Source organism: Citrobacter sp. CK199 (assembly GCF_030333285.1).
GTDB lineage: Bacteria > Pseudomonadota > Gammaproteobacteria > Enterobacterales > Enterobacteriaceae > Citrobacter_B > Citrobacter_B koseri.
The window spans coordinates 114,683-136,307 of sequence record NZ_JAOWGF010000026.1 but is presented as its reverse complement, the minus strand read 5'-3'; the positions used below and the strand labels follow the sequence as shown (position 1 = coordinate 136,307).

The window sequence follows — 21,625 nt, the reverse complement described above, 5'->3', positions numbered from 1 at the left end:
AAGTTTACCCTTTTATAGATGACAGATTATGCGTCATTCGCTAAAGTTTCCGGTCAATTTAGACGTTTTGTACATCAGCACCGTTAAGTTTGTTTTGCTCGGGAGAAGCATGTCGGGATCCAACTCAGCAATCAGTCGCCGTCGTTTACTACAAGGGACGGGCGCCATGTGGCTATTGAGCGTAAGTCAGGTCGGTTTGGCTGCCGTCAGCCAGGTCGTCGCGGTACGCATCTGGCCTGCGTCCAGCTATACCCGCGTCACGGTGGAATCGAACCGTCTGCTGAAATACAAACAGTTTGCCCTGAGTAACCCTGAGCGCGTGGTGGTGGATATTGAAGGCGTGAATCTGAACTCGGTGCTTAAAGGCATTGGCGCGCAGATCCGCGCGGACGATCCGTATATCAAGTCAGCGCGAGTGGGGCAGTTTGATCCACAGACGGTGCGGATGGTGTTTGAGCTGAAGCAAAATGTGAAACCGCAGCTGTTTGCCCTTGCGCCAGTGGCGGGCTTTAAAGAACGCCTGGTGATGGATCTCTACCCTGCCAATGCGCAGGATATGCAGGACCCGTTGCTGGCGCTTCTGGAAGATTACAACAAAGGCGATCTGGATAAGCAGGTGCCGCCTGCGCAGAGCGGGCCGCAGCCGGGCAAGGCGGGACGCGATCGCCCGATCGTGATCATGCTCGATCCCGGTCATGGAGGGGAAGACCCCGGCGCCGTGGGGAAATACAAGACGCGCGAAAAAGACGTGGTGTTGCAGATTGCCCGCCGCTTGCGCGCGTTAATTGAGAGAGAAGGCAATATGAAGGTCTACATGACGCGTAATGAGGATATCTTCATTCCGCTGAAAGTGCGCGTGGCGAAAGCCCAGAAGCAGCGCGCCGACCTGTTTGTCTCTATCCATGCGGACGCGTTTACCAGCCGACAGCCCAGCGGTTCATCCGTTTTTGCGCTCTCGACGAAGGGCGCGACCAGTACGGCGGCAAAATACCTTGCGCAAACTCAGAACGCCTCGGATTTGATCGGCGGCGTGAGTAAAAGCGGCGATCGCTATGTCGATCACACCATGTTCGACATGGTGCAATCGTTGACCATCGCCGATAGCCTGAAGTTCGGTAAAGCGGTGCTCAACAAGCTGGGAAGGGTTAATAATCTGCACAAAAATCAGGTTGAGCAGGCCGGCTTTGCGGTGCTGAAAGCGCCGGATATTCCCTCTATTCTCGTGGAAACCGCCTTTATTAGTAATATTGAAGAGGAGCGTAAGCTCAAAACGGCGAAGTTCCAGCAGGAAGTGGCGGAGTCGATTCTGGCGGGTATTAAAGCCTACTTTGCCGATGGGGCGACGCTGGCGAGAAGGGGATAATAAAAAAGCGCTGAAAGGCGCTTTTTTTTACGGACCGTAGAAACGAAAAAACACCCGTTAAGGTGTTTAATATTGGTTGCGGGGGCCGGATTTGAACCGACGACCTTCGGGTTATGAGCCCGACGAGCTACCAGGCTGCTCCACCCCGCGTCCGTCTTTCTGCTTCGTATTTCAAACCACATCTGCGTTGGCTTTCCTCGTTCACCTCAGTCACTTACTGGAGTAAGCTCCTAAGGATTCACTGCGTCGCCGCCTTGTTGTGATTCGAACTACTTTGCAAAATATTACATCATATTTCAATTGGTTGCGGGGGCCGGATTTGAACCGACGACCTTCGGGTTATGAGCCCGACGAGCTACCAGGCTGCTCCACCCCGCGTCCGTCTGTTACTCTTCCATCGAGTAACCTTTTCTTCACATTGTATTGGTTGCGGGGGCCAGATTTGAACTGACGACCTTCGGGTTATGAGCCCGACGAGCTACCAGGCTGCTCCACCCCGCGTCCGTGGATGCGCACTATACTCTGCTAACATTTTCATGCAACCCTTTTTTCACCCGGATCACGAAATTGGGATGATTGTGTGCAAAAACAACGCGCTTTGGTACGTTTTTTGTGCGTAATTTGCGTCAGGGGAGCGCTTCGCATTTCATTAGGTTCGGGGGTTTGTTATCTTCATAGCGCAAGATTTACAGCTAAAAGACGAGAACTCATGAAAGGACGTTGGGCAAATTACCTTCTTATGGGGGCGGTGGTTGCAATGCTTGCCGCCTGTTCCTCTAAACCGACCGATCGCGGCCAGCAGTATAAAGACGGGAAGTTTACCCAGCCTTTCTCACTGGTGAACCAACCTGACGCCATTGGGGCGCCTATCAACGCAGGCGATTTCGCCGAGCAGGTCAACCAAATCCGCAGCGCGTCGCCGCGTCTGTATGGCAACCAGAGCAACGTCTATAACGCCGTGCAAGAGTGGTTACGTTCCGGTGGCGATACGCGAATGATGCGCCAGTTTGGTATTGATGCCTGGCAGATGGAAGGGGCGGATAACTACGGCAACGTCCAGTTCACCGGTTACTACACGCCGGTTATTCAGGCGCGCCATACCCGTCAGGGGGAGTTCCAGTACCCTATTTATCGTATGCCGCCAAAACGCGGCCGCTTACCGTCTCGTGCCGAGATCTATTCCGGCGCGCTGAGCGACAGCTACATTCTGGCGTACAGCAACTCGCTGATGGATAACTTCATCATGGACGTTCAGGGCAGCGGCTATATTGATTTTGGCGACGGCAGCCCGCTGAATTTCTTCAGCTATGCCGGGAAAAACGGCCATGCTTACCGCAGTATCGGCAAGGTGCTGATCGATCGCGGTGAAGTGAAGAAAGAAGATATGTCGATGCAGGCTATTCGCCATTGGGGAGAAACCCACAGTGAAGCGGAAGTGCGCGAGCTGCTGGAGCAAAACCCGTCATTCGTCTTCTTTAAGCCGCAATCTTTTGCCCCGGTGAAAGGCGCCAGCGCCGTGCCGCTTATCGGCCGTGCGTCTGTGGCTTCCGATCGCAGCATTATCCCGGCAGGAACAACCCTGCTGGCGGAAGTCCCGCTGCTGGATAACAACGGCAAGTTTAACGGCCAGTACGAATTGCGCCTGATGGTGGCGCTGGACGTGGGCGGCGCGATTAAAGGCCAGCACTTTGATATTTATCAGGGGATAGGCCCGGACGCCGGGCACCGCGCAGGCTGGTATAATCACTATGGGCGCGTCTGGGTGCTGAAAAACGCCCCGGGAACCGGTAACGTATTTAGCGGTTGATTGCCTGATGGCGGCTTCGCTGAAGATTTAAATCGTAGGCCTGATAAGCGTAGCGCCATCAGGCAAATCATGCCGGATGGCGTCGCAAGCGACGTATCCGGCCTACGATCGTATTACCCCTTTTTAATTCTGAGGTCGTATGTCTGTTGTAATTAGTGATGCCTGGCGCCAGCGTTTTGGCGGCACCGCCCGTCTGTATGGTGAAAAAGCGTTGCAGCTGTTTGCCGGTGCGCATATTTGCGTGGTCGGAATCGGCGGCGTCGGCTCCTGGGCGGCAGAGGCGCTGGCGCGTACCGGCATTGGCGCGATCACGCTCATCGATATGGATGACGTATGCGTCACCAACACCAACCGGCAAATTCATGCGCTGCGCGATAACGTCGGTCTGGCGAAAGCCGAGGTGATGGCCGAGCGTATTCGTCAGATCAACCCGGAGTGCCGGGTGACGGTGGTGGATGACTTTGTCACGCCGGATAACGTCGCGGAGTATATGAGCGCAGGGTTTTCGTATGTCATTGATGCCATCGACAGCGTGCGGCCAAAAGCCGCGCTGATTGCCTGGTGCCGCCGAAATAAGGTTCCGTTAGTCACCACCGGCGGGGCGGGTGGGCAGATAGACCCGACCCAGATTCAGGTAACGGATCTGGCGAAAACCATCCAGGACCCGCTGGCGGCGAAACTGCGCGAACGGTTGAAAAGCGACTTTGGCGTGGTGAAAAACAGCAAGGGCAAACTGGGCGTGGACTGCGTGTTCTCAACGGAAGCGCTGGTTTATCCGCAGGCTGATGGTTCCGTATGTGCGATGAAAGCGACGGCGGAAGGGCCGAAACGAATGGATTGCGCCTCTGGATTCGGCGCAGCCACGATGGTAACTGCGACCTTTGGCTTTGTTGCCGTGTCTCACGCGCTGAAGAAGATGATGGCGAAGGCGGCGCGTCAGGCTTGATTGTGTCGGATGGCGCTATGCTTATCCGACCTACGGTTCGTGCGGTGTTGTAGGCCGGATAAGACGCATCAGCGTCGTCATCCGGCTTGCTGGGCAGCCTCAAGAATCGCGTTATTCAGCGCATGCAGCCCCTGGCTGCGCGATGCGCTAAGTTGTGTTGTTAAGCCTAACTCATCAAACAACCCCAGCGGCGAGTGCGCCAGCAGTTCCGCCGGGGTCTTTCCCTCTACCGCCGTGAGTAAAACCGCCAGCAAACCACGTACAATACGCCCTTCGCTGTCACCGAAAAAGTGCAGCGTTCCCTTCTCTGACAGGGTATGCCCCAGCCAGACGCGGTTCTCACATCCTGCGATCTCTTTTGCCTGCGTTTTTAGCTCATCCGGCAATGCCGGGAGTTGCTTACCCAACAGAATAAGCTGGCGATACTTGTCCTCCCACTGCGAGAGCGGGATAAAGAGAGCGCGTAACGTCTCTTCCGTTACGGTCGTGCCAAACGGGTGTCCGGCAAAAAGAGGGCTTGTCATTAATCCACCAGTATTTCCAGCGCGCGGTCAACGGCGCTGACCAACGCATCCACATCATGCTTTGTATTATACGGCGCAAAAGAGGCGCGCAGGGTGCCCGTTACGCCAAGCGCCGCCAGTAGCGGCTGCGTGCAGTGCTGCCCGGCGCGCAGGGCGATGCCGTATTCGGCCAGTAACGTCACCATATCGCTGTGATGAACGCCGGCAAAATCGAAGGCCAGCAGGCTGGAGTCCTGGCAACGGAAAGAGCGGAAACCCGGACGCTTCGCCAGCGCGTCTTCCGCCAGCGTCGCCAGACCGCGACTCCAGCTTTCGGCCTGCGCCATATCCACTTCCGCCAGCCACTCCAGCGCGGCGCTAAGGCCAATAACTCCAGCCACGTTTGGCGTGCCAGCTTCCAGACGCCAGGGAACGGCCTGGGTTGTGAATCCTTCAAAATTGACTTCAGCGATCATCTTGCCGCCGCCGAGCCACGGGGACATCTCTTCCAGTAAGGCCGGTTTGCCGTACAGCGCGCCGATGCCCGTCGGGCCGTACAGCTTGTGGGCGGAGAAGGCATAAAAATCAATATCCAGCTGCTGTACATCGGCGGGGAAATGCACCGCGCCTTGCGCGCCGTCAACCATCACCACCATCCCTGCCGCGTGCGCCAGCGTGATAGCGCGCGCCAGGTCCGGGCAGCCGCCCGTGACGTTCGACATCTGTCCCAGCGCCAGAATCCGGCTGCGTGGTGTGATGAGTTCAGGCAGACGCTCCACGTCGGGGAGGAAAAGGGCATTCAGGGGCAGTTTGACGATTTTTGCGCCCGTCTGCTGAGCGACCATCAGCCAGGGAACGAGATTCGCGTGATGCTCCGCTTCACTGACGATTATCTCATCGCCGGGTTGCAGGCGCGGGCGGGCATAGCATTGCGCCACCATATTGATGGCTTCCGTGGTGCCGCGTGTCCAGACAATCGATGCATCATCAGGCGCGTTCAGCCACTGCGCCACTTTGCCGCGCGCCGCTTCATAGCGTGCGGTTAGCCGCTGTGCCTCGGCGAACTGGCTGCGATGGACGTTTCCGGCGCTCAGGCTGTAGAACTGATGCGTGGCGTCGATCACGGCCTGAGGCTTAAGCGCCGTCGCGGCGCTGTCGAGATAAACGCCCGCATCGGTAAGGGCAGGAAATTGCGCGCGAAACTGCGCAGGATTGAAAGCGTTCATGGTATTCCTCAATTCAGTATACCGATCGTGGCGCAAAAAGGGCTGTGATACAAGGTTTGTCCTAACCATCGGAATTGTCTGGTTATCCTGGTGAAGTCAGGGAAGCAGGTTATGCTAAATAGTGTTAGGCGAATGTTTTTGCCTGTTACGGAACCCGTTTTATTTAGCATAAACAGCTTTAAGGAGAAGAAGATGAAAATGAAAAAGACTGCCGCAATGATCTCTGCATGTATGCTGACTTTTGCCCTGAGCGCCTGTTCCGGTCCGAATTATGTGATGCACACAAATGATGGCCGTACTATCGTGTCAGACGGTAAGCCAAAAACCGATGATGAAACCGGCATGATTTCTTATAAAGACGCTAACGGCAACAAACAGCAGATCAATCGTACTGACGTTAAAGAGATGGTCGAACTGGATCAGTAACCGGTCGGTCATGGACAAAAAAAAGCACCGCAATTGGCGGTGCTACATTAATCACTATGGACAGACAGGGTAAATGTACAGGAAGTGAAAAAGGGTAGCTTCGCTACCATGGTCTGAATCGCAGACCAATTGCAAACACAACAACACAACATCACAACCGTAAGCCAAAAGCCCATCAGAACACGCATTCCGATAAAACTTTTCGTTCCGGCTCAGGAAGTGTCGCCACTATAGGTATTTGCTGGTAGAACCTCAACGGACAAATTATAATGGCTCAGATTAAAAAAACTAATAGGTTACACAAGGTTACCTAATTGTTAAATTTATTTAACATCAAAGTCTAAAAGCCATGTCAAAACGATTACCACCCTTAAATGCATTACGTGTTTTTGATGCCGCAGCGCGGCATTTAAGCTTCACTCGCGCAGCAGAAGAACTTTTTGTGACACAGGCCGCAGTAAGTCACCAAATCAAGTCACTTGAGGATTTTTTGGGGCTAAAACTGTTCCGTCGTCGCAATCGTTCGCTTTTGCTCACGGAAGAGGGGCAGAGCTATTTCCTCGACATCAAAGAGATTTTTTCGCAATTAACCGAAGCGACGCGTAAACTTCAGGCGCGGAGTGCAAAAGGCGCGCTTACGGTCAGTTTATTGCCCAGTTTTGCGATCCAGTGGCTGGTTCCTCGACTCTCAAGCTTTAACTCAACTTATCCGGGAATCGATGTCAGAATTCAGGCCGTGGACCGTCAGGAAGATAAGCTGGCTGATGATGTCGACGTCGCTATTTTTTATGGGCGTGGCAACTGGCCGGGTTTGCGTGTCGAAAAATTGTACGCAGAATATTTACTGCCGGTGTGTTCACCGTTATTACTGACGGGCGATAAGCCGTTAAAGACGCCGGAAGATCTGGCAAAACATACATTACTGCATGATGCTTCGCGAAGAGACTGGCAGACCTATACGCGTCAGTTGGGGCTGAATCATATTAATGTGCAGCAGGGACCTATTTTCAGCCATAGCGCAATGGTGCTACAGGCTGCCATCCACGGACAGGGGGTTGCGCTGGCGAACAACGTCATGGCGCAATCAGAAATTGAAGCCGGGCGTCTTGTCTGTCCCTTTAACGACGTTCTGGTCAGTAAAAATGCTTTTTATCTGGTTTGTCATGACAGTCAGGCAGAACTGGGTAAAATAGCCGCCTTTCGTCAGTGGATTCTGACCAAAGCGGCCGCTGAACAAGAAAAATTCCGCTTTCGTTACGAACAATAATTTATTTAGGGTACTACCATGACCAGCCGTTTTATGCTGATTTTTGCCGCGATAAGCGGCTTTATCTATGTTGCTCTGGGTGCCTTTGGGGCGCATGTCCTGAGCAAAACTCTTGGTGTGGTTGAAATGGGCTGGGTCCAGACCGGCCTGCAATATCAGGCGTTTCATACGCTGGCCATTTTTGGCCTGGCGGTTGCGATGCAGCGACGCATTAGCATCTGGTTTTACTGGAGCAGCGTTTTTCTGGCGTTAGGTACGGTGCTGTTTAGCGGCAGCCTGTATTGCCTGGCGCTGTCTCATTTACGCCTGTGGGCGTTTGTTACTCCTGTCGGCGGCGTGAGTTTCCTGGCAGGCTGGGTGCTGATGTTAATTGGCGCCATCCGTTTGAAACGTAAGGGCGTTGGTCATGAATAAGGTTGTATTGTTGTGTCGCCCTGGTTTTGAAAAGGAGTGTGCTGCTGAAATGACGGATAAGGCGGCGCGTCGGGAAATCTTTGGCTTCGCTCGTGTTAAAGACAATGCCGGATACGTCGTCTTTGAGTGCTATCAGCCGGACGATGCTGAAAAAATAGTAAAAGAGTTGCCTTTTTCCTCGCTCATTTTTGCGCGTCAGATGTTCGTCGTCGGCGAGTTGCTGCGCGACCTGCCGCCGGACGATCGCATTACGCCGATTGTCGGGATGCTACAGGGCGTTGTGGAAAAAGGCGGCGAGCTGCGTGTTGAAGTCGCAGACACCAATGAAAGCAAAGAGTTGATGAAGTTTTGCCGTAAATTTACGGTGCCGCTGCGGGCCGCGCTGCGCGACGCGGGGATTCTGACAAACTATGAAACGCCAAAGCGTCCGGTGGTGCATGTTTTCTTCATCGCGCCGGGCTGCTGTTATACCGGGTATTCGTATCCTGACAACAACTCGCCGTTCTATATGGGGATTCCGCGGCTGAAATTCCCGGCCGATGCGCCAAGCCGTTCGACGCTGAAGCTGGAAGAAGCGCTGCATGTTTTTATTCCGGCCGATGAGTGGGATGAACGTCTGGCGAACGGGATGTATGCCGTGGATTTAGGCGCCTGCCCTGGCGGTTGGACCTACCAGTTAGTGAAGCGCAACATGTGGGTTTACTCTGTCGATAACGGCCCAATGGCGCAGAGCCTGATGGATACCGGGCAGGTGACCTGGCTGCGCGAAGATGGATTCAGATACCGTCCGAATCGCAATAACATCTCGTGGATGGTGTGCGACATGGTGGAAAAGCCTGCTAAGGTTGCCGCGCTGATGGCGCAGTGGTTAGTAAACGGCTGGTGTCGCGAGACGATCTTCAATCTCAAGCTGCCGATGAAAAAACGCTATGAAGAGGTGTCGCAGAACCTGGCATACATTCAGGCGCAGCTTGATGAACACGGCATTAACGCGCAAATTCAGGCGCGACAGCTGTATCACGATCGTGAAGAAGTGACCGTGCATGTCCGTCGGCTGTGGGCCGCCGTGGGCGGGCGTCGCGACGAGCGGTAATACGATGGATTGCCGGATAGCGGCGTAAATGCCTTATCCGGCCTGCGCCTGGTATTTGTTGGCCTGATAAGCAGCAACGCCATCAGGCGTGAATCACCCCCTGGCGCTCATCGGAAATGATGTGCGTCACATCATCCAGATGCCCGATGCAGGCCTCTCCCGAGCGGTTGAGCTTACTTTTGTCGATCAACAATAAAGACTGTGATGCTCGCTTAAGCAGCGTGGATTTGAAATCCGCGTTGATCGTATTTGAGTCCCAGAGCGCGCCGCCGCGGTCGATCCCCTCGCAGGAAAAAATAAACAGGTCAATGTCGAGCGGCTTAAGCTGAGAAATAAGCGACGGATTGACGTAGCAGCCATATTTACGCTCAAGCTGGCCGCCGGAACTGATGAGCTGAATATGCTCGCGTTTGCCCAGTTCCTGGCAAATCGGGTGACTGTTGGTAAAGACGTGAATATCAATGTCCGGCAACTGGCGGGCCAGATACCAGCAGGTTGAGCTGGCGTCCAGAGCGATCACCATGCCCGGTTCTATCCATGCCAGCGCTTCCCTGGCGATATCCGCCTTATGCGCATAGTGGCTTTTCAGCCGGATGTGGAACGGGTCGCCGCTGTCCTGGTTTTCCCGGTGAATATACTTGGCGCGCCCGTGATTGCGCAGCACTTTTCCCTGCGCCTGTAGCTCGCTGAGATCGCGGCGAATGGTCTCTTTGCTGACGTTAAGCTGTACCGACAGCGCCTCGGTGGTCAGACTTTTATGGTTGATCAGCAGGTCCACTATCGCTTGTTGGCGTGCCGCTTTCATCTTTTCTCACCCCATCATTCGATGAACGCCCGCATCATGCGGGCGCACCGGCAAGAGATTACGGCGTTACCCCTTTTTTTAAAAGAATATTCCCGTACTTCGCGCACTCTCCTGTGATAACGATCGCAAAGGCTTTTTGCGCCCGCTCATAAAACGCATAGCGGTCGATGCGGACAATCTCCGGGCACGGCGTCTGTAATGAGAGCGCATCGCGATAACGTGCTTCAACCGTCGGGTCGAGCGAATCGCCCTCTACGGCGGCCATCATCACCAGCGGCGGCGCGTAGCTGTCCAGTTCAAACAGCGGGATAATCGCCCGGAGCAGATCGCTGACTTTCAGACCATCTGCGCGAATAACCTGCGGTCCCATGCTGTGCGCGGGAAAGTGGGCATCGGAAAAAATAATCTCATCCCCGTGCCCCATTTCAGCCAGCACTTTCAGTAACTCAGGGGATATTAATGGCGAAATAGTTTTTAGCATCTCACACTCCCTCAATAAATTCGGGTTCAGTTTGCGGCCAGAAATAGCGGTACTGATAGCGCACCTGGGCTCGGGCCTGTTCCGGGCTGGCAAATTCGCCTACGCCATACCAGCCGAACATGGCGGCCCCGGCGACGGTGGTTTCCGCGTCATCCAGCACCTTAATCGGTATATCAAGCAGATTGGCTTTGATTTGATTCCACAGCGCGTTGCGGCTTCCGCCGCCAACCAGCAGAAGCTCAGTTGCCTGGAAGTGACCAATCTTTTCCAGCGTTTGCAGATTACGTTGCAGTTGCGCCGTTAGCCCTTCCAGCGCGGCGCGGTAAAAATGACCACGCGTTGTGTTCAGCGTCACCCCCTGCCAGCCCGCGTTTTGACAGGTGAGGAGATCGCACTGCATCTTCACGCCTTCAGCACCCGGCGGAATGGCGTGCGCCTCGTCAATCAGCGTCTGCCACGGCGTTTCTGGCGTCCAGAGCAGTTTGCGCACCCATTCGAGCACGCCGGAAGCCAGCCACTGCATGCCTGGGTTATAAAGCCCGGCCTGGCTGTCCAGTTCACAGGTGGAACCGGCGTAATGGCTGAGCAGCGGTGTGTTCACCTGCGCGCTGCGTACCATCAGGATTTCCCACGTACCGGACGAAAGTACCGGTTCATCCTGTTCTGCGCCGGCGCCAAAGAGGGCAAACTGCGTGTCATGCCCGGCGGAGATCACCGGAATACCCGCCTCAAGCCCAAGCAGGTTTGCGGCGTCGTTTTGCAGCGTGCCAATCCGTTCGCCCGCTTCAACTAACCGTGGAAACAGACGGCGGGGTAAACCCGTGGCCTGTAAAATCTCCGGGCTGAAATCCCGCTGGTGGATATCCAGCATCTGGCTGGTGCCCGCCATAGTAATATCGGTGGTGAATTCACCGGTTAAACGGTGGTTGATCAGCGATGAAATAAACAGCCAGGCGTGCGCCTGTTCGAGCAACTGCGGGTGGTTCTCTTTCAGCCACACCAGTTTATACAGCGTATTAAAGGCGAATGCGCCGACGCCGGAGATCGCCTGCAACTGCTGCGGCGGCATAAAGCGGCCGATGTTTTCCATGACGGCAAGGGTGCGGGGGCATTTCCAGCTGATGACCGGATAGCGTAACTGACCCTGTTCATCAACCAGCGCGCCGTCTACGCCGAACGTCGTGACGGTGATGCCGCGAACCCGGCAGGCCGCCAGTTCCGTCTTCAGTTGCTGACAGCAGCCCGCGAAGCGTTGCAGAATGGCCGCCAGCGACCACTGATGCCAGGCGCTATTTTCCGTGGCGATGTCGCTGGCATTCGCTGTTGATGCGCGGGCGACAATGTTTCCCTGACGGTCAACGGCCATTGCCCGTACGTTGGTGGCGCCGCAGTCGAGAACCAGAATGACGTCTTGTTTCATAGTAGCTCCGAAACGTTGCCGGATGGCGCTGCGCTGATCCGGCCTACAAAATGCGAAATTGTAGGCCCGGTAAGCTTACGCCACCGGGCAAAGAAGTGACGCATTAACGTTTGTACAGCGGCCCGTAGTTCTGGCAGGCGCGATAATCCTGGCCTTCAATATCCATACCGTGCGCAGCCCAGGCGGAAGGACGGTAGATTTTCGCATCGTCCACGTTGTGCATGCAGACCGGAATACGCAGCATGGCGGCGAGCGTGATGAAGTCAGCGCCGACGTGGCCGATGGTCAGTACGCCGTGGTTAGCGCCCCAGTTCGCCATCACCGAGTAAACGTCGGTGAACGGGCCTTTACCGGTAAGACGCGGCGCAAACCAGGTGGTCGGCCAGGTCGAGTTGGTGCGGGCGTCGAGCTGATCGTGCATCTCCTTCGGCAGTTCCACGCTCCAGCCTTCAGCGATTTGCAGTACCGGCCCCAGACCCTTGATGATGTTCACGCGGGTCATGGTGAACGGCACGCCGCCTTCGGTCAGGAAGCGAGAGGAGTAGCCGCCGCCACGGAAGTATTCGTGGATCGCCGGGCACCATTCGGTGGCGGCCAGGCAGGCGTCCGCTTCCTGTTGGCTGATTTCCCAGTGCGGCTTCATGGTCGGTTTGCCTTCGCTATCGCGCTGCTTGCAGGAGCCGTCCAGCGCCGCAGAGCCGGAGTTGATCAGGTGAATGATGCCGTGCTCCGCAAGGCCGGTGAGCGGCTGGCCTGTGACGCGCTCTACCGCTTCCGGCGACCAGTAGGTTCGCACGTCGGCAAAGACCTGCGCGGTTCCGGTGAGTTGATGGCCCAGCAGCATCGCTACGCCGTTGAGGCTGTCGTTTTCGGTAGCGACGACAAACGGTTCGCGCACGCCGTTCCAGTCAAAGGAGCTGTTCAGCAGCGCTTCGGCGGTGTCGCCGTTCGGGTATTGATCGGTCCAGTGGCGCTGGCCCTGGAAGCCTGCCGCAATGGCGTTATAACCCAGCGACTCTTCGACCAGCCCTTTTTCCGCCAGCTTGTTGTTGCCCTGCATCATGTCGCGAATGCACATTGCCATCAGCAGGCTCTCTTTCAGCACCGCGCGGCTTTGTTCTTCATTACGTTTGTACTGCTGCGCGTTCTGATCCTCGCCATAGCGGAAGTTTTTATCCGCCCACGCCAGCGCCATCTCCAGCTCGGCTTCGTCATAGATTTTCTGGTCGATGCGACGGCGCAGTTCGGTCATGTCCACCGCCTGCACTTTCATCCCCAGCCAGGACTCAAAGAAGTTGTGATCGACGATGGAACCGGCAATCCCCATTGAGACGCCGCCCACAGAGAGGTAGCTTTTGCCTTTCATGCTGGCGACCGCCAGACCAGCGCGCGCAAAGCGCAACAGTTTTTCTTCAACGTCGGCAGGGATCGAGGTGTCGTCGGCATCCTGTACGTCATGACCATAAATAGAGAATGCCGGAATGCCTTTCTGGCTGTGCGCGGCCAACGCGGCGGCCAGATAAACGGCGCCGGGACGTTCCGTACCGTTGAAGCCCCAGATGGCTTTCGGGCGCATTGGGTCCATATCGATGGTTTCGCTGCCGTAGCACCAGCACGGCGTCACGGTAATGGTTACGCCAACATTCTGGCTGCTGAATTTCTCTTCACAGGCGGCGGATTCCGCCATTCCGGCAATGCAGGTATCCGCAATCACACATTCAATCTGCGCGCCGCAGGCATGGCGGAGTTTTTCGGTGATAAGCGCAGCGGTGGCTTTCGCCATATTCATGGTCTGTTCTTCCAGCGACTCGCGTACCCCCATGCGACGTCCATCAATAACCGGGCGAATGCCAATTTTCGGTAAGCTGATTTTTTTCATTACAGGTTCCTCACGTTATTCGGAAAAATATTCAGTTAGTTGCCGCTTGTGAACGGAAACGGGCAAAGATGAAGATGACGGCAAAGCAGAGCGCCGGGACCAGCTCAGCCGTTGGGATGTTGCCAGCCGCATCGCTGACAAAACCCATGACCGGCGTGACGATGCCGCCGCCAATGATGGTCATGACGATGAATGACGAGCCGTATTTGGTGTCCTGTCCCAGATTTTTAATACCCAGCGAGAAGATAGTGGGGTACTGAATCGACATAAATGCGCTGCACAGCGTCAGGGCCAGCAGACCGATATGGCCGCCGCTAAAGGCTGAAACTAGGCACAGGATCATGGAGAGCAGGGCATAGGCAGCCAGCACTTTATGCGGCGCAAAGCGGCTGATAAGCCAGGTGCCGGAGAAGCGGCCAATAAAGAAGCACACCATCGTGCCGGTCAGGTAGTTGGCGGCAAAGCCAGGCGTCATGCCGGGGATCTCTTCGATAGCGTAACGGATCAGGTAGCTCCAGCAGGCGGTTTGCGCACCGACGTAGCAGAACTGCGCCAGCACCGCCCAGCGCCAGTGGCGAATACGCACCAGGCGGGCAAGCGAAGCGGTGAATGAACTTTGTTGGGCGTCACTGTGATCGTCGCTCTGTAGCGCCGGGAATTTGGTCAGCATGATCAGCAGGGCAACCAGTAAAACGATAGCCACGATGATCATATAAGGCGTCTGTACCGATAAAACCAGGCTGTGTTTATATGTACTCAATTGCTCAGGCGTCATTTTATCGAGCACGTCCTGAGATTGATGTGGAACGTTAGACAAAATAAGACTTTGCCCGAACACCACGGCGATAATAGCGCCGAAAGAGTTAAATGTTTGCGCCAGATTGAGACGGAAATGGCCACCGCTTTCTGGCCCTAATACCGTAACAAAAGGGTTCGCGGCGGTTTCAAGACAACCAAGTCCTGCGGCAATAATAAAAAGACCAATCAAAAACAAGGTGTAATTCATCACTTCAGCAGCTGGCCAGAATAATGCCGCGCCAAAAGCATATAAGAATAGTCCGGTAATTATCCCCGCTTTATAACTCAGCTTTTTCATCAAAATACCCGCGGGGATGGGAATAACAAAATAGCCGAAATAAAAAGCAGACTGAATCAAACCTGCCTGAAAATTAGTTAACGTAAAGGCTTGCTGAAATTGTGGTAATAAAATGTCATTCAGGTTATTGGCAACCGCCCAAAGGAAAAACAGTGAACAGAGTAAAGCGAACGGAATGATATAGCGTTTGCTTTGCCCTGTATCCACCGCACGAAAACTCTGCGTCTGTATTGTTGTGTTTCCCATAGCATCCTCATTGGCTCAGAAGCGTGTTCAACATTTTAGAAGTACGACCGGTGTTTCTCACCAGATCGACAAACCAGGCGAGTTCCTGTTATCTGCCAGAGAAAATTGGCTGTTGATGGTGAACTCATGAATTCATTTTCAAATAAAAAACGCTGTTTAATATGATGGTGGTCACATTTAGCACCTGGAGGGTGGCTTTATGTGATTATCATCACTTTAATTTCTGAAAAATGATGCCCGTTTGAGTGAATAAAATTAAAAACCCACAGCGTTGATGACCGATTTAATTTATTACTGCGAAAACGGGCATTTGTTACAAATATTATGAAAATGCCCGTTTGGATAAATAATATTAAGAGCGGTCATTTTGGCGAGAGTGAATCCGGCGAAAACGGTATTTAACTGACGTGATTAATTGATGCGTATCACAAAATAAAGTCATGTAAATTCCTTTATCGCTATTCAATATGATGATGGTTACCAAATGTTCAATTAATTCAGCAGAGCAACGTGCTGTTCTGTTGTCGCGTTTTGAATGACTGAGAGAGGTAACTAATGGAACGAAACACACTGGCCCGCCAGATTATCGACACCTGCCTGGAGATGACCCGGCTGGGGCTGAACCAGGGGACCGCAGGCAATGTGAGCGTGCGTTATCAGGGCGGGATGCTGATCACGCCAACGGGCATTCCGTATGACAAACTCACCGAATCACATATCGTCTTTATTGATGCAGAGGGTCAGCATGAGCAGGGAAAATTGCCTTCCAGCGAGTGGCGTTTCCATATGGCGGCCTACCAGACGCGCCCGGATGCTAATGCTGTCGTCCATAACCATGCCGTTCACTGCACGGCGGTGTCGATCCTCAATCGTCCTATTCCAGCCATTCATTACATGATTGCGGCGGCGGGGGGGAACTCCATTCCGTGTGCGCCTTACGCCACGTTCGGCACGCGTGAACTTTCTGAATACGTTGCCGTTGCGCTCAAAAATCGCAAAGCGACCCTGCTACAGCATCATGGGTTGATCGCCTGCGAAGAGAACCTGGAAAAAGCGCTGTGGCTGGCGCATGAAGTGGAAGTGCTGGCGCAGCTGTACCTCAGTACGCTGGCGATTACCGATCCGGTGCCTGTACTGGATGATGAGGCTATCGCCATTGTGCTGGAAAAATTCAAAACCTACGGATTACGTATCGAAGAGTAATTTCGCACAGCGAAGGAGACGGGCTATGGCGAACAGAATGATCCTGAACGAAACGGCATGGTTTGGCCGGGGGGCGGTGGCGGCGTTAACCGATGAGGTTCAACGCCGGGGCTATCGCAAGGCGCTAATTGTCAGTGACAAAACGCTGGTGCAGTGCGGTGTGGTCAGAAACGTCACGGATAAGATGGATGCCGCAGGGCTGGCATGGGCGATCTACGATGGCGTGATCCCAAATCCAACCATCGGCGTGGTGAAAGAGGGGCTGAACGTATTTCAACAAAGCGGGGCAGACTACCTGATTGCCATCGGCGGCGGCTCCCCGCAGGATACCTGTAAGGCGATCGGTATTATCAGCAATAACCCTGAGTTTGCTGACGTGCGCAGTCTGGAAGGTCTGTCGCCGACCCGTTATCCGAGCGTACCGGTGATGGCGATCCCGACCACTGCGGGAACCGCAGCGGAAGTGACCATTAACTATGTGATCACCGATGAAGAAAAGCGGCGTAAATTTGTTTGTGTCGATCCGCATGATATCCCACAGGTCGCGTTTATTGATGCCGACATGATGGACGGCATGCCGCCCGCGCTGAAGGCGGCAACCGGGGTGGATGCGTTAACCCACGCGATCGAAGGATACATCACCCGTGCCGCGTGGGCGTTGACGGATGCGCTGCATATTAAGGCCATTGAGATCATCGCCGGGGCATTGCGTGGTTCGGTTGCGGGCGAGCGTGAAGCGGGCGAAGCGATGGCGCTGGGGCAGTACGTTGCCGGGATGGGCTTTTCCAACGTGGGGCTTGGGCTGGTGCACGGGATGGCGCATCCGCTGGGCGCGTTTTATAACACTCCGCACGGCGTTGCTAATGCGATTCTTCTGCCGCATATCATGCGCTACAACGCGGAATATACCGGTGAGAAGTTCCGTGATATCGCGCGTGCGATGGGCGAGAAGGTCGAAGGGATAAGTTTGAGCGAGGCGCGTAATGCCGCCGTGGAAGCGGTATTTACCCTAAACCGGGACGTCGGTATTCCGTTGCATTTACGCGATGTCGGCGTGCGTAAAGAGGATATTCCGGCGCTGGCGCAGGCGGCATTTGACGATGTTTGCACCGGTGGTAATCCGCGTGAAGCGAGTATTGCCGATATCATCGAGTTGTATCATACCGCCTGGTAATTTTGCCAGATGGCCTTATCCGGCCTACAGGATTGCACGAAATGTAGGTCGGATAAGCGTAGCGCCATCCGGCAACACAGCTACCGCGTCAGCCGTAGCTGCTGCAAGTTCCCGTCGATATGGAGATCCGTTTGCAGGCGCGCGATATCGCGGCACAAAAATGCCATCTCTTTATGCGCTTCAAGCTTCTTGCGCCACTTTTCCGCTACCTCGTCGAGGTGCGCATAAATCCCTTCCAGAGTCTGAAACTGAACCAACAATTGAGTCGCGCTTTTGGGGCCGATGCCCGCCACGCCGGGGACTTTTGAACTGCTGATCCCCGCCAGCCCCCAGTAGTCCGGCAACTGTTGGGGGAGGACGCCGAACTCTTTCTCAATGAATGGCGCATCCAGCCAGCGTTTCTGGAAATAATCGCGGATACGCAGCGTCGGGGAGAGCAACTGACAGTAGCCTTTGTCGGTAGAAACGATAGTGGCCTGATGCCCGGCCTGTGTGACCTTGAGCGCCAGCGTGGCGGCTAAATCATCCGCCTCATTGCCGCTGGAAACCCAGCATTGCACGCCGCGCTGTTCGAAGGCGGCGCGTATTGCGGGCATTTCATTGTGCAACTCGTCAGGCATGGGAGGACGACCGGCTTTGTAGTCCGGGAGACGCTGATGACGCCAGCCGCTGTTGCGCGCTTCATCGTCAAATACGGCGACGGCGTGCGTCGGCTGACTGTGTACAACCAACTGCTCAAGCGCATGCAGGCAGGTCTCCGCGCAGGGCGAGCCTTGAACCGCATGAATACGGCGAATTAAATTCAGTGCATCGACGATAAGCAGATGGACGGCCACGGTGTTCTCCCTGACAAATTTGGGGACAGGGTAACATCCAGGGCGACAGGAGGCGAGTGTTGCGAAATAGCGCGATCCGTAGGCCTGATAAGCGAAGCGCCATCAGGCAATAAATGCCGGATGGCGGCGAGCGCCTTATCCGGCCTACAGATCCTGAAACGTGGTAGGACTTAATCGCAGGCGACAATCTTCATCGCCAGGCCGCCGCGAGAGGTTTCACGGTACTTGGCGTTCATGTCTTTACCGGTTTCGTACATGGTCTCAATAACTTTATCGAGGCACACGCGCGGCTCGCTGGTACGACGCAGCGCCATACGCGCGGCGTTGACCGCTTTCACGGAGGCAATCGCGTTACGCTCAATGCACGGCACCTGTACCTGACCCGCAACCGGATCGCAGGTCAGACCCAGGTTGTGTTCCATGCCAATTTCCGCAGCGATGCACACTTGCGTCGGACTGCCGCCCAGCAGCTCTGCCAGACCCGCCGCCGCCATAGAGCAGGCCACGCCGACCTCACCCTGACAGCCCACTTCCGCACCGGAAATGGAGGCGTTCATCTTGTACAGAGAGCCGATCGCGCTGGCCACCAGCATGTAGCGAGCCAGTGAGTTGGCGTTAACTTCGCGGATAAACTTGTCGTAGTACGCCAGTACCGCCGGAACGATGCCGCATGCGCCGTTGGTTGGCGCAGTCACGACACGCCCGCCCGCCGCGTTCTCTTCGTTGACCGCCAGCGCGAACATGTTGATCCAGTCGACAACCGCCATCGGGTCGGTCGTGGTTTTATCCTGGCTGACCAGCATACGACGCAGCGCCGCGGCACGACGTGGAACGCGCAGTTTCCCCGGCAGTACGCCTTCCGTCGTGATGCCGCGTTCAATACCGCCACGCATCACTTCCCAGACGTTGGCAAAGTGCTGTTCCAGCTCTTCTTTGCTGTGTAGCGCCAGCTCGTTTTGCATCATCAGGCCGGAAAGCGACAGACCGGTTTCCTGGCAGTGTTTTTGCAGATCGGCTGCGGATTTGTACGGATACGGCACGTTGACCGGCGCACTGTTCGACAAACCGAAATGTTCTTCATCAACGATGAAACCACCGCCAATGGAGTAGTAAGTTTGGCTGTAGAGGACCTTATCGCCCGCCAGCGCGCTAATACGCATCCCGTTCTCATGCAGAGACAGGTTGTCGGCATGGAAATTCATGCACTTATCGACCGGAAACTCCACTTCATGCTGACCATTCGCCAGCAGTAAACGTCCGTGGGTATTCACGTCCTGAATAAAGAACGGAATGGCGTCGATGTCGACGGTATCCGGCAGATTTCCCGCCAGACCCATAATAATGGCAATGTCAGTGTGGTGACCTTTACCGGTCAGCGACAGTGAACCATAGACATCCACCACGACGCGGGTGACATCGGTCAGGATATTGCGGGCAATCAGATCATCCGTGAATTGTTTGCCTGCTTTCATTGGCCCGACGGTGTGAGAGCTGGAAGGGCCAATGCCGATTTTGAAAATATCGAATACGCTAATCATAGGGCATCCATTGCTTAAATCTCAGGGAGGAAGCGCCGCCCGAAAGCGGCGCTACAAAACTTAGCTGAACAGGGAGTAGAAAATAGCGGAGATAGCGATCAGACCCATAACAACAACGAATACGTTGCTGATATGGCCGCTGTACTTACGCATTGCCGGGACTTTCTGGATGGCATACATCGGCATCAGGAACAGAATCATCGCGATGATTGGGCCGCCCAGGGTTTCAATCATTCCCAGGATGCTTGGGTTCAGCGTGGCGACAATCCAGGTCGTAACCAGCATGAACAGCGCAGTGATTTTGTTCAGTTTGTTGATTTCGATGGATTTGCCTTTGCCGCGCAGAGACTTGATAACCATTCCGTTGAAACCTTCACGAGCGCCCAGGTAGTGGCCGAGGAAGGATTTCGTGATGGCGATAATCGCGATGATCGGCGCCATCCAGGCGATAACCGGTGCGTTAAAGTGGTTCGCCAGGTAAGACAGAATAGAAATGTTCTGCTCTTTCGCTGCCGCCAGGTCTGCTGGCGTCAGGCTCAGTACGCAACTGAAGACGAAGAACATAACGGTCAGCACCATCATGATGTGAGCGAATGCCAGGATCTTAGAGCATTTCTTCTCAGCCGCATCGCCGTACTCTTCACGCTTCGCGACCGCGAAGGAGGAGATGATCGGAGAGTGGTTGAAAGAGAACACCATTACCGGAATTGCCAGCCACAGCGTCATCCACAGACCATTGCCGGTAGAGGCAGCGGAATCAAAGGAGAGCGTTTCCAGCGCTGCGCCGCTCCACTGAGGGATCAGGTACAGAGCCAGCAGCATCAGGGCCGCAACAAACGGGAATACCAGAATACTCATCGCTTTAACGATCATCTGCTCACCGAAGCGCACGATGGTCATCATGCCGACAATCAGGATCAGAGACAGAATCGCGCGCGGCGGCGGGGTGATGGTCAACTGGTGGGTCATGAAGCTTTCCACGGTGTTGGTAATCGCCACACTGTAAACCAGCAGAATCGGGTAAATCGCGAAGAAGTAGAGCAGGGTGATCAGTTTACCCGCGCCAATACCGAAGTGCTCTTCAACCACTTCAGTGATGTCTTCGCCAGGGTTTTTACCGGACAGCACGAAGCGAGTCAGGCCGCGGTGTGCGAAGAAGGTCATCGGGAAAGCGATAATCGCCATGATGATCAGCGGGATCATACCGCCGACGCCTGCGTTAATTGGCAGGAACAGTACGCCCGCGCCGATTGCCGTGCCGTAAAGGCCCAGCATCCACATGGTGTCCGTCTTGCGCCATCCGCTTCGAGAATCAATCGAAGCAATAGTGCTGGTTTGAGTGGTTTCCATCTGTTTCTCCTGGAGGAAGCTAAAAGTCAGGTTTGTGGTCTAATCCAATGAAAAAAGACCTGACCGTAAAATGAAATTCGTTTAATGACGATTTTTATATAATTTTTCGCCGTAATAATTTGCGGGCGGAAAGATACATTTAACTTATGAATGTATCAGTGATCGCGATCCCAAATGCAATAATCCACCTGTTATGTGGATAAATTTGGACCATTAATCTGTTAAAAAAACGTCAAAGCGAATTTACGGGCGCGAAGGCTACCATTAACGACATATGCCCTAAAAGATCGGGGCGCAATATACGGAGGTTTGGCTATAAAAAACAATGTTTTTGGAGGATTGTCGCGACTAATAAGAATTACGGCTGATAAATTACTATTGGTATTGTAAGGTAAACGTTTGCGCGTTAATGCTTTTATTTTGAAATATAAGCGGCATTTATAAACTTAGCTTCACTATGTGACTGGTATCAATGAAAAAACCGGGCGGTGAAAACACCAGACCCGGTCTGAGAAAGCGGACGATCGTCTGACCCGGCGGATGTGCTCCACC

19 protein-coding genes and 3 tRNA genes are annotated in these 21,625 nt (G+C 54.5%); 9 read left to right on the top strand and 13 right to left on the bottom strand.

Annotated elements, in window-relative coordinates; translation table 11 throughout:
- Positions 1 to 109 precede the first annotated feature (109 nt).
- The gene (gene amiC, locus OGX75_RS11750; protein ID WP_024130905.1) at positions 110 to 1,363 is read left to right on the top strand and encodes an N-acetylmuramoyl-L-alanine amidase AmiC; all 1,254 of its coding nucleotides are present in this window, start codon (positions 110 to 112) and stop codon (positions 1,361 to 1,363) included.
- Between the two features lie 73 nt (positions 1,364 to 1,436).
- Here the strand turns inward: amiC and OGX75_RS11745 are convergent.
- The 3 genes from OGX75_RS11745 to OGX75_RS11735 all read right to left on the bottom strand — a co-directional run bounded on the left by OGX75_RS11745 (position 1,437) and on the right by OGX75_RS11735 (position 1,864).
- Positions 1,437 to 1,513, bottom strand: a tRNA-Met gene (locus tag OGX75_RS11745).
- 151 nt (positions 1,514 to 1,664) lie between these two features.
- A tRNA-Met gene (locus OGX75_RS11740) sits at positions 1,665 to 1,741 on the bottom strand.
- A gap of 46 nt (positions 1,742 to 1,787) precedes the next feature.
- A tRNA-Met gene (locus OGX75_RS11735) sits at positions 1,788 to 1,864 on the bottom strand.
- A gap of 208 nt (positions 1,865 to 2,072) precedes the next feature.
- On the opposite strand from OGX75_RS11735, the gene mltA reads away from it, so the two are divergent.
- Positions 2,073 to 3,170 (top strand): murein transglycosylase A, encoded by a 1,098-nt coding sequence (mltA, locus tag OGX75_RS11730; RefSeq protein WP_012134931.1) that lies wholly within the window; start codon positions 2,073 to 2,075, stop codon positions 3,168 to 3,170.
- Between the two features lie 139 nt (positions 3,171 to 3,309).
- Positions 3,310 to 4,116 carry a tRNA cyclic N6-threonylcarbamoyladenosine(37) synthase TcdA gene (tcdA, locus tag OGX75_RS11725; protein WP_012134929.1) on the top strand — a complete coding sequence of 269 codons (807 nt, stop codon included), beginning with the start codon at positions 3,310 to 3,312 and terminating at the stop codon, positions 4,114 to 4,116.
- 77 nt (positions 4,117 to 4,193) lie between these two features.
- Here the strand turns inward: tcdA and csdE are convergent, their stop codons facing one another.
- A complete protein-coding gene (gene csdE / locus OGX75_RS11720) occupies positions 4,194 to 4,640 on the bottom strand; it encodes a cysteine desulfurase sulfur acceptor subunit CsdE (protein WP_071257909.1) in 447 nt (148 codons plus the stop codon).
- Entirely contained in the window at positions 4,640 to 5,845 is a 1,206-nt protein-coding gene (csdA, locus tag OGX75_RS11715; RefSeq protein ID WP_286451147.1) for a cysteine desulfurase CsdA, read from the bottom strand. Before csdA ends, csdE begins: the two co-directional genes overlap by 1 nt.
- Before the next feature lie 198 nt (positions 5,846 to 6,043).
- Between csdA and OGX75_RS11710 the strand changes: the two genes are divergently transcribed.
- The 4 genes from OGX75_RS11710 (at position 6,044) to rlmM (ending at position 9,045) form a co-directional block, all read left to right on the top strand.
- Positions 6,044 to 6,271: a YgdI/YgdR family lipoprotein gene (locus OGX75_RS11710; RefSeq protein ID WP_024130904.1), complete on the top strand. Its 228-nt coding sequence runs from the start codon at positions 6,044 to 6,046 to the stop codon at positions 6,269 to 6,271.
- A gap of 349 nt (positions 6,272 to 6,620) precedes the next feature.
- Positions 6,621 to 7,538 carry a glycine cleavage system transcriptional regulator GcvA gene (gene gcvA, locus OGX75_RS11705; protein WP_012134925.1) on the top strand — a complete coding sequence of 306 codons (918 nt, stop codon included), beginning with the start codon at positions 6,621 to 6,623 and terminating at the stop codon, positions 7,536 to 7,538.
- 18 nt (positions 7,539 to 7,556) lie between these two features.
- The gene (locus OGX75_RS11700) at positions 7,557 to 7,952 is read left to right on the top strand and encodes a DUF423 domain-containing protein (protein WP_012134924.1); all 396 of its coding nucleotides are present in this window, start codon (positions 7,557 to 7,559) and stop codon (positions 7,950 to 7,952) included.
- Positions 7,945 to 9,045: a 23S rRNA (cytidine(2498)-2'-O)-methyltransferase RlmM gene (gene rlmM, locus OGX75_RS11695; protein WP_104868247.1), complete on the top strand. Its 1,101-nt coding sequence runs from the start codon at positions 7,945 to 7,947 to the stop codon at positions 9,043 to 9,045. The genes OGX75_RS11700 and rlmM overlap by 8 nt, the downstream gene beginning before the upstream one ends.
- Before the next feature lie 82 nt (positions 9,046 to 9,127).
- On the opposite strand, the gene fucR is transcribed toward rlmM, so the two are convergent.
- From fucR to fucP, 5 genes are all read right to left on the bottom strand, one after another.
- Positions 9,128 to 9,850 (bottom strand): L-fucose operon activator, encoded by a 723-nt coding sequence (gene fucR, locus OGX75_RS11690; RefSeq protein ID WP_012134922.1) that lies wholly within the window; start codon positions 9,848 to 9,850, stop codon positions 9,128 to 9,130.
- A gap of 58 nt (positions 9,851 to 9,908) precedes the next feature.
- On the bottom strand, positions 9,909 to 10,331 hold the full coding sequence (gene fucU, locus OGX75_RS11685; protein WP_012134919.1) for an L-fucose mutarotase: 423 nt from the start codon (positions 10,329 to 10,331) through the stop codon (positions 9,909 to 9,911).
- Position 10,332: 1 nt separating this feature from the next.
- Positions 10,333 to 11,751 carry an L-fuculokinase gene (gene fucK, locus OGX75_RS11680; RefSeq protein ID WP_275147547.1) on the bottom strand — a complete coding sequence of 473 codons (1,419 nt, stop codon included), beginning with the start codon at positions 11,749 to 11,751 and terminating at the stop codon, positions 10,333 to 10,335.
- Positions 11,752 to 11,854: 103 nt separating this feature from the next.
- Positions 11,855 to 13,630 carry an L-fucose isomerase gene (fucI, locus tag OGX75_RS11675; protein WP_012134915.1) on the bottom strand — a complete coding sequence of 592 codons (1,776 nt, stop codon included), beginning with the start codon at positions 13,628 to 13,630 and terminating at the stop codon, positions 11,855 to 11,857.
- 31 nt (positions 13,631 to 13,661) lie between these two features.
- Positions 13,662 to 14,972: an L-fucose:H+ symporter permease gene (gene fucP / locus OGX75_RS11670; protein ID WP_012134914.1), complete on the bottom strand. Its 1,311-nt coding sequence runs from the start codon at positions 14,970 to 14,972 to the stop codon at positions 13,662 to 13,664.
- Positions 14,973 to 15,527: 555 nt separating this feature from the next.
- On the opposite strand from fucP, the gene fucA reads away from it, so the two are divergent.
- Positions 15,528 to 16,175, top strand: coding sequence for an L-fuculose-phosphate aldolase (gene fucA, locus OGX75_RS11665; RefSeq protein ID WP_012134912.1), 648 nt, complete (start codon positions 15,528 to 15,530; stop codon positions 16,173 to 16,175).
- Positions 16,176 to 16,200: 25 nt separating this feature from the next.
- Positions 16,201 to 17,349 carry a lactaldehyde reductase gene (fucO, locus tag OGX75_RS11660; RefSeq protein WP_049009485.1) on the top strand — a complete coding sequence of 383 codons (1,149 nt, stop codon included), beginning with the start codon at positions 16,201 to 16,203 and terminating at the stop codon, positions 17,347 to 17,349.
- Between the two features lie 80 nt (positions 17,350 to 17,429).
- Here the strand turns inward: fucO and xni are convergent, their stop codons facing one another.
- The 3 genes from xni to sdaC all read right to left on the bottom strand — a co-directional run bounded on the left by xni (position 17,430) and on the right by sdaC (position 21,073).
- Positions 17,430 to 18,185 carry a flap endonuclease Xni gene (gene xni / locus OGX75_RS11655; RefSeq protein WP_286451148.1) on the bottom strand — a complete coding sequence of 252 codons (756 nt, stop codon included), beginning with the start codon at positions 18,183 to 18,185 and terminating at the stop codon, positions 17,430 to 17,432.
- A gap of 170 nt (positions 18,186 to 18,355) precedes the next feature.
- Positions 18,356 to 19,723, bottom strand: a complete 1,368-nt coding sequence (gene sdaB / locus OGX75_RS11650; protein WP_012134908.1) for an L-serine ammonia-lyase II — start codon at positions 19,721 to 19,723, stop codon at positions 18,356 to 18,358.
- A gap of 60 nt (positions 19,724 to 19,783) precedes the next feature.
- Complete coding sequence (gene sdaC, locus OGX75_RS11645; protein ID WP_012134907.1) at positions 19,784 to 21,073, bottom strand: HAAAP family serine/threonine permease SdaC; 1,290 nt, start codon at positions 21,071 to 21,073, stop codon at positions 19,784 to 19,786.
- Positions 21,074 to 21,625: the final 552 nt, after the last annotated feature.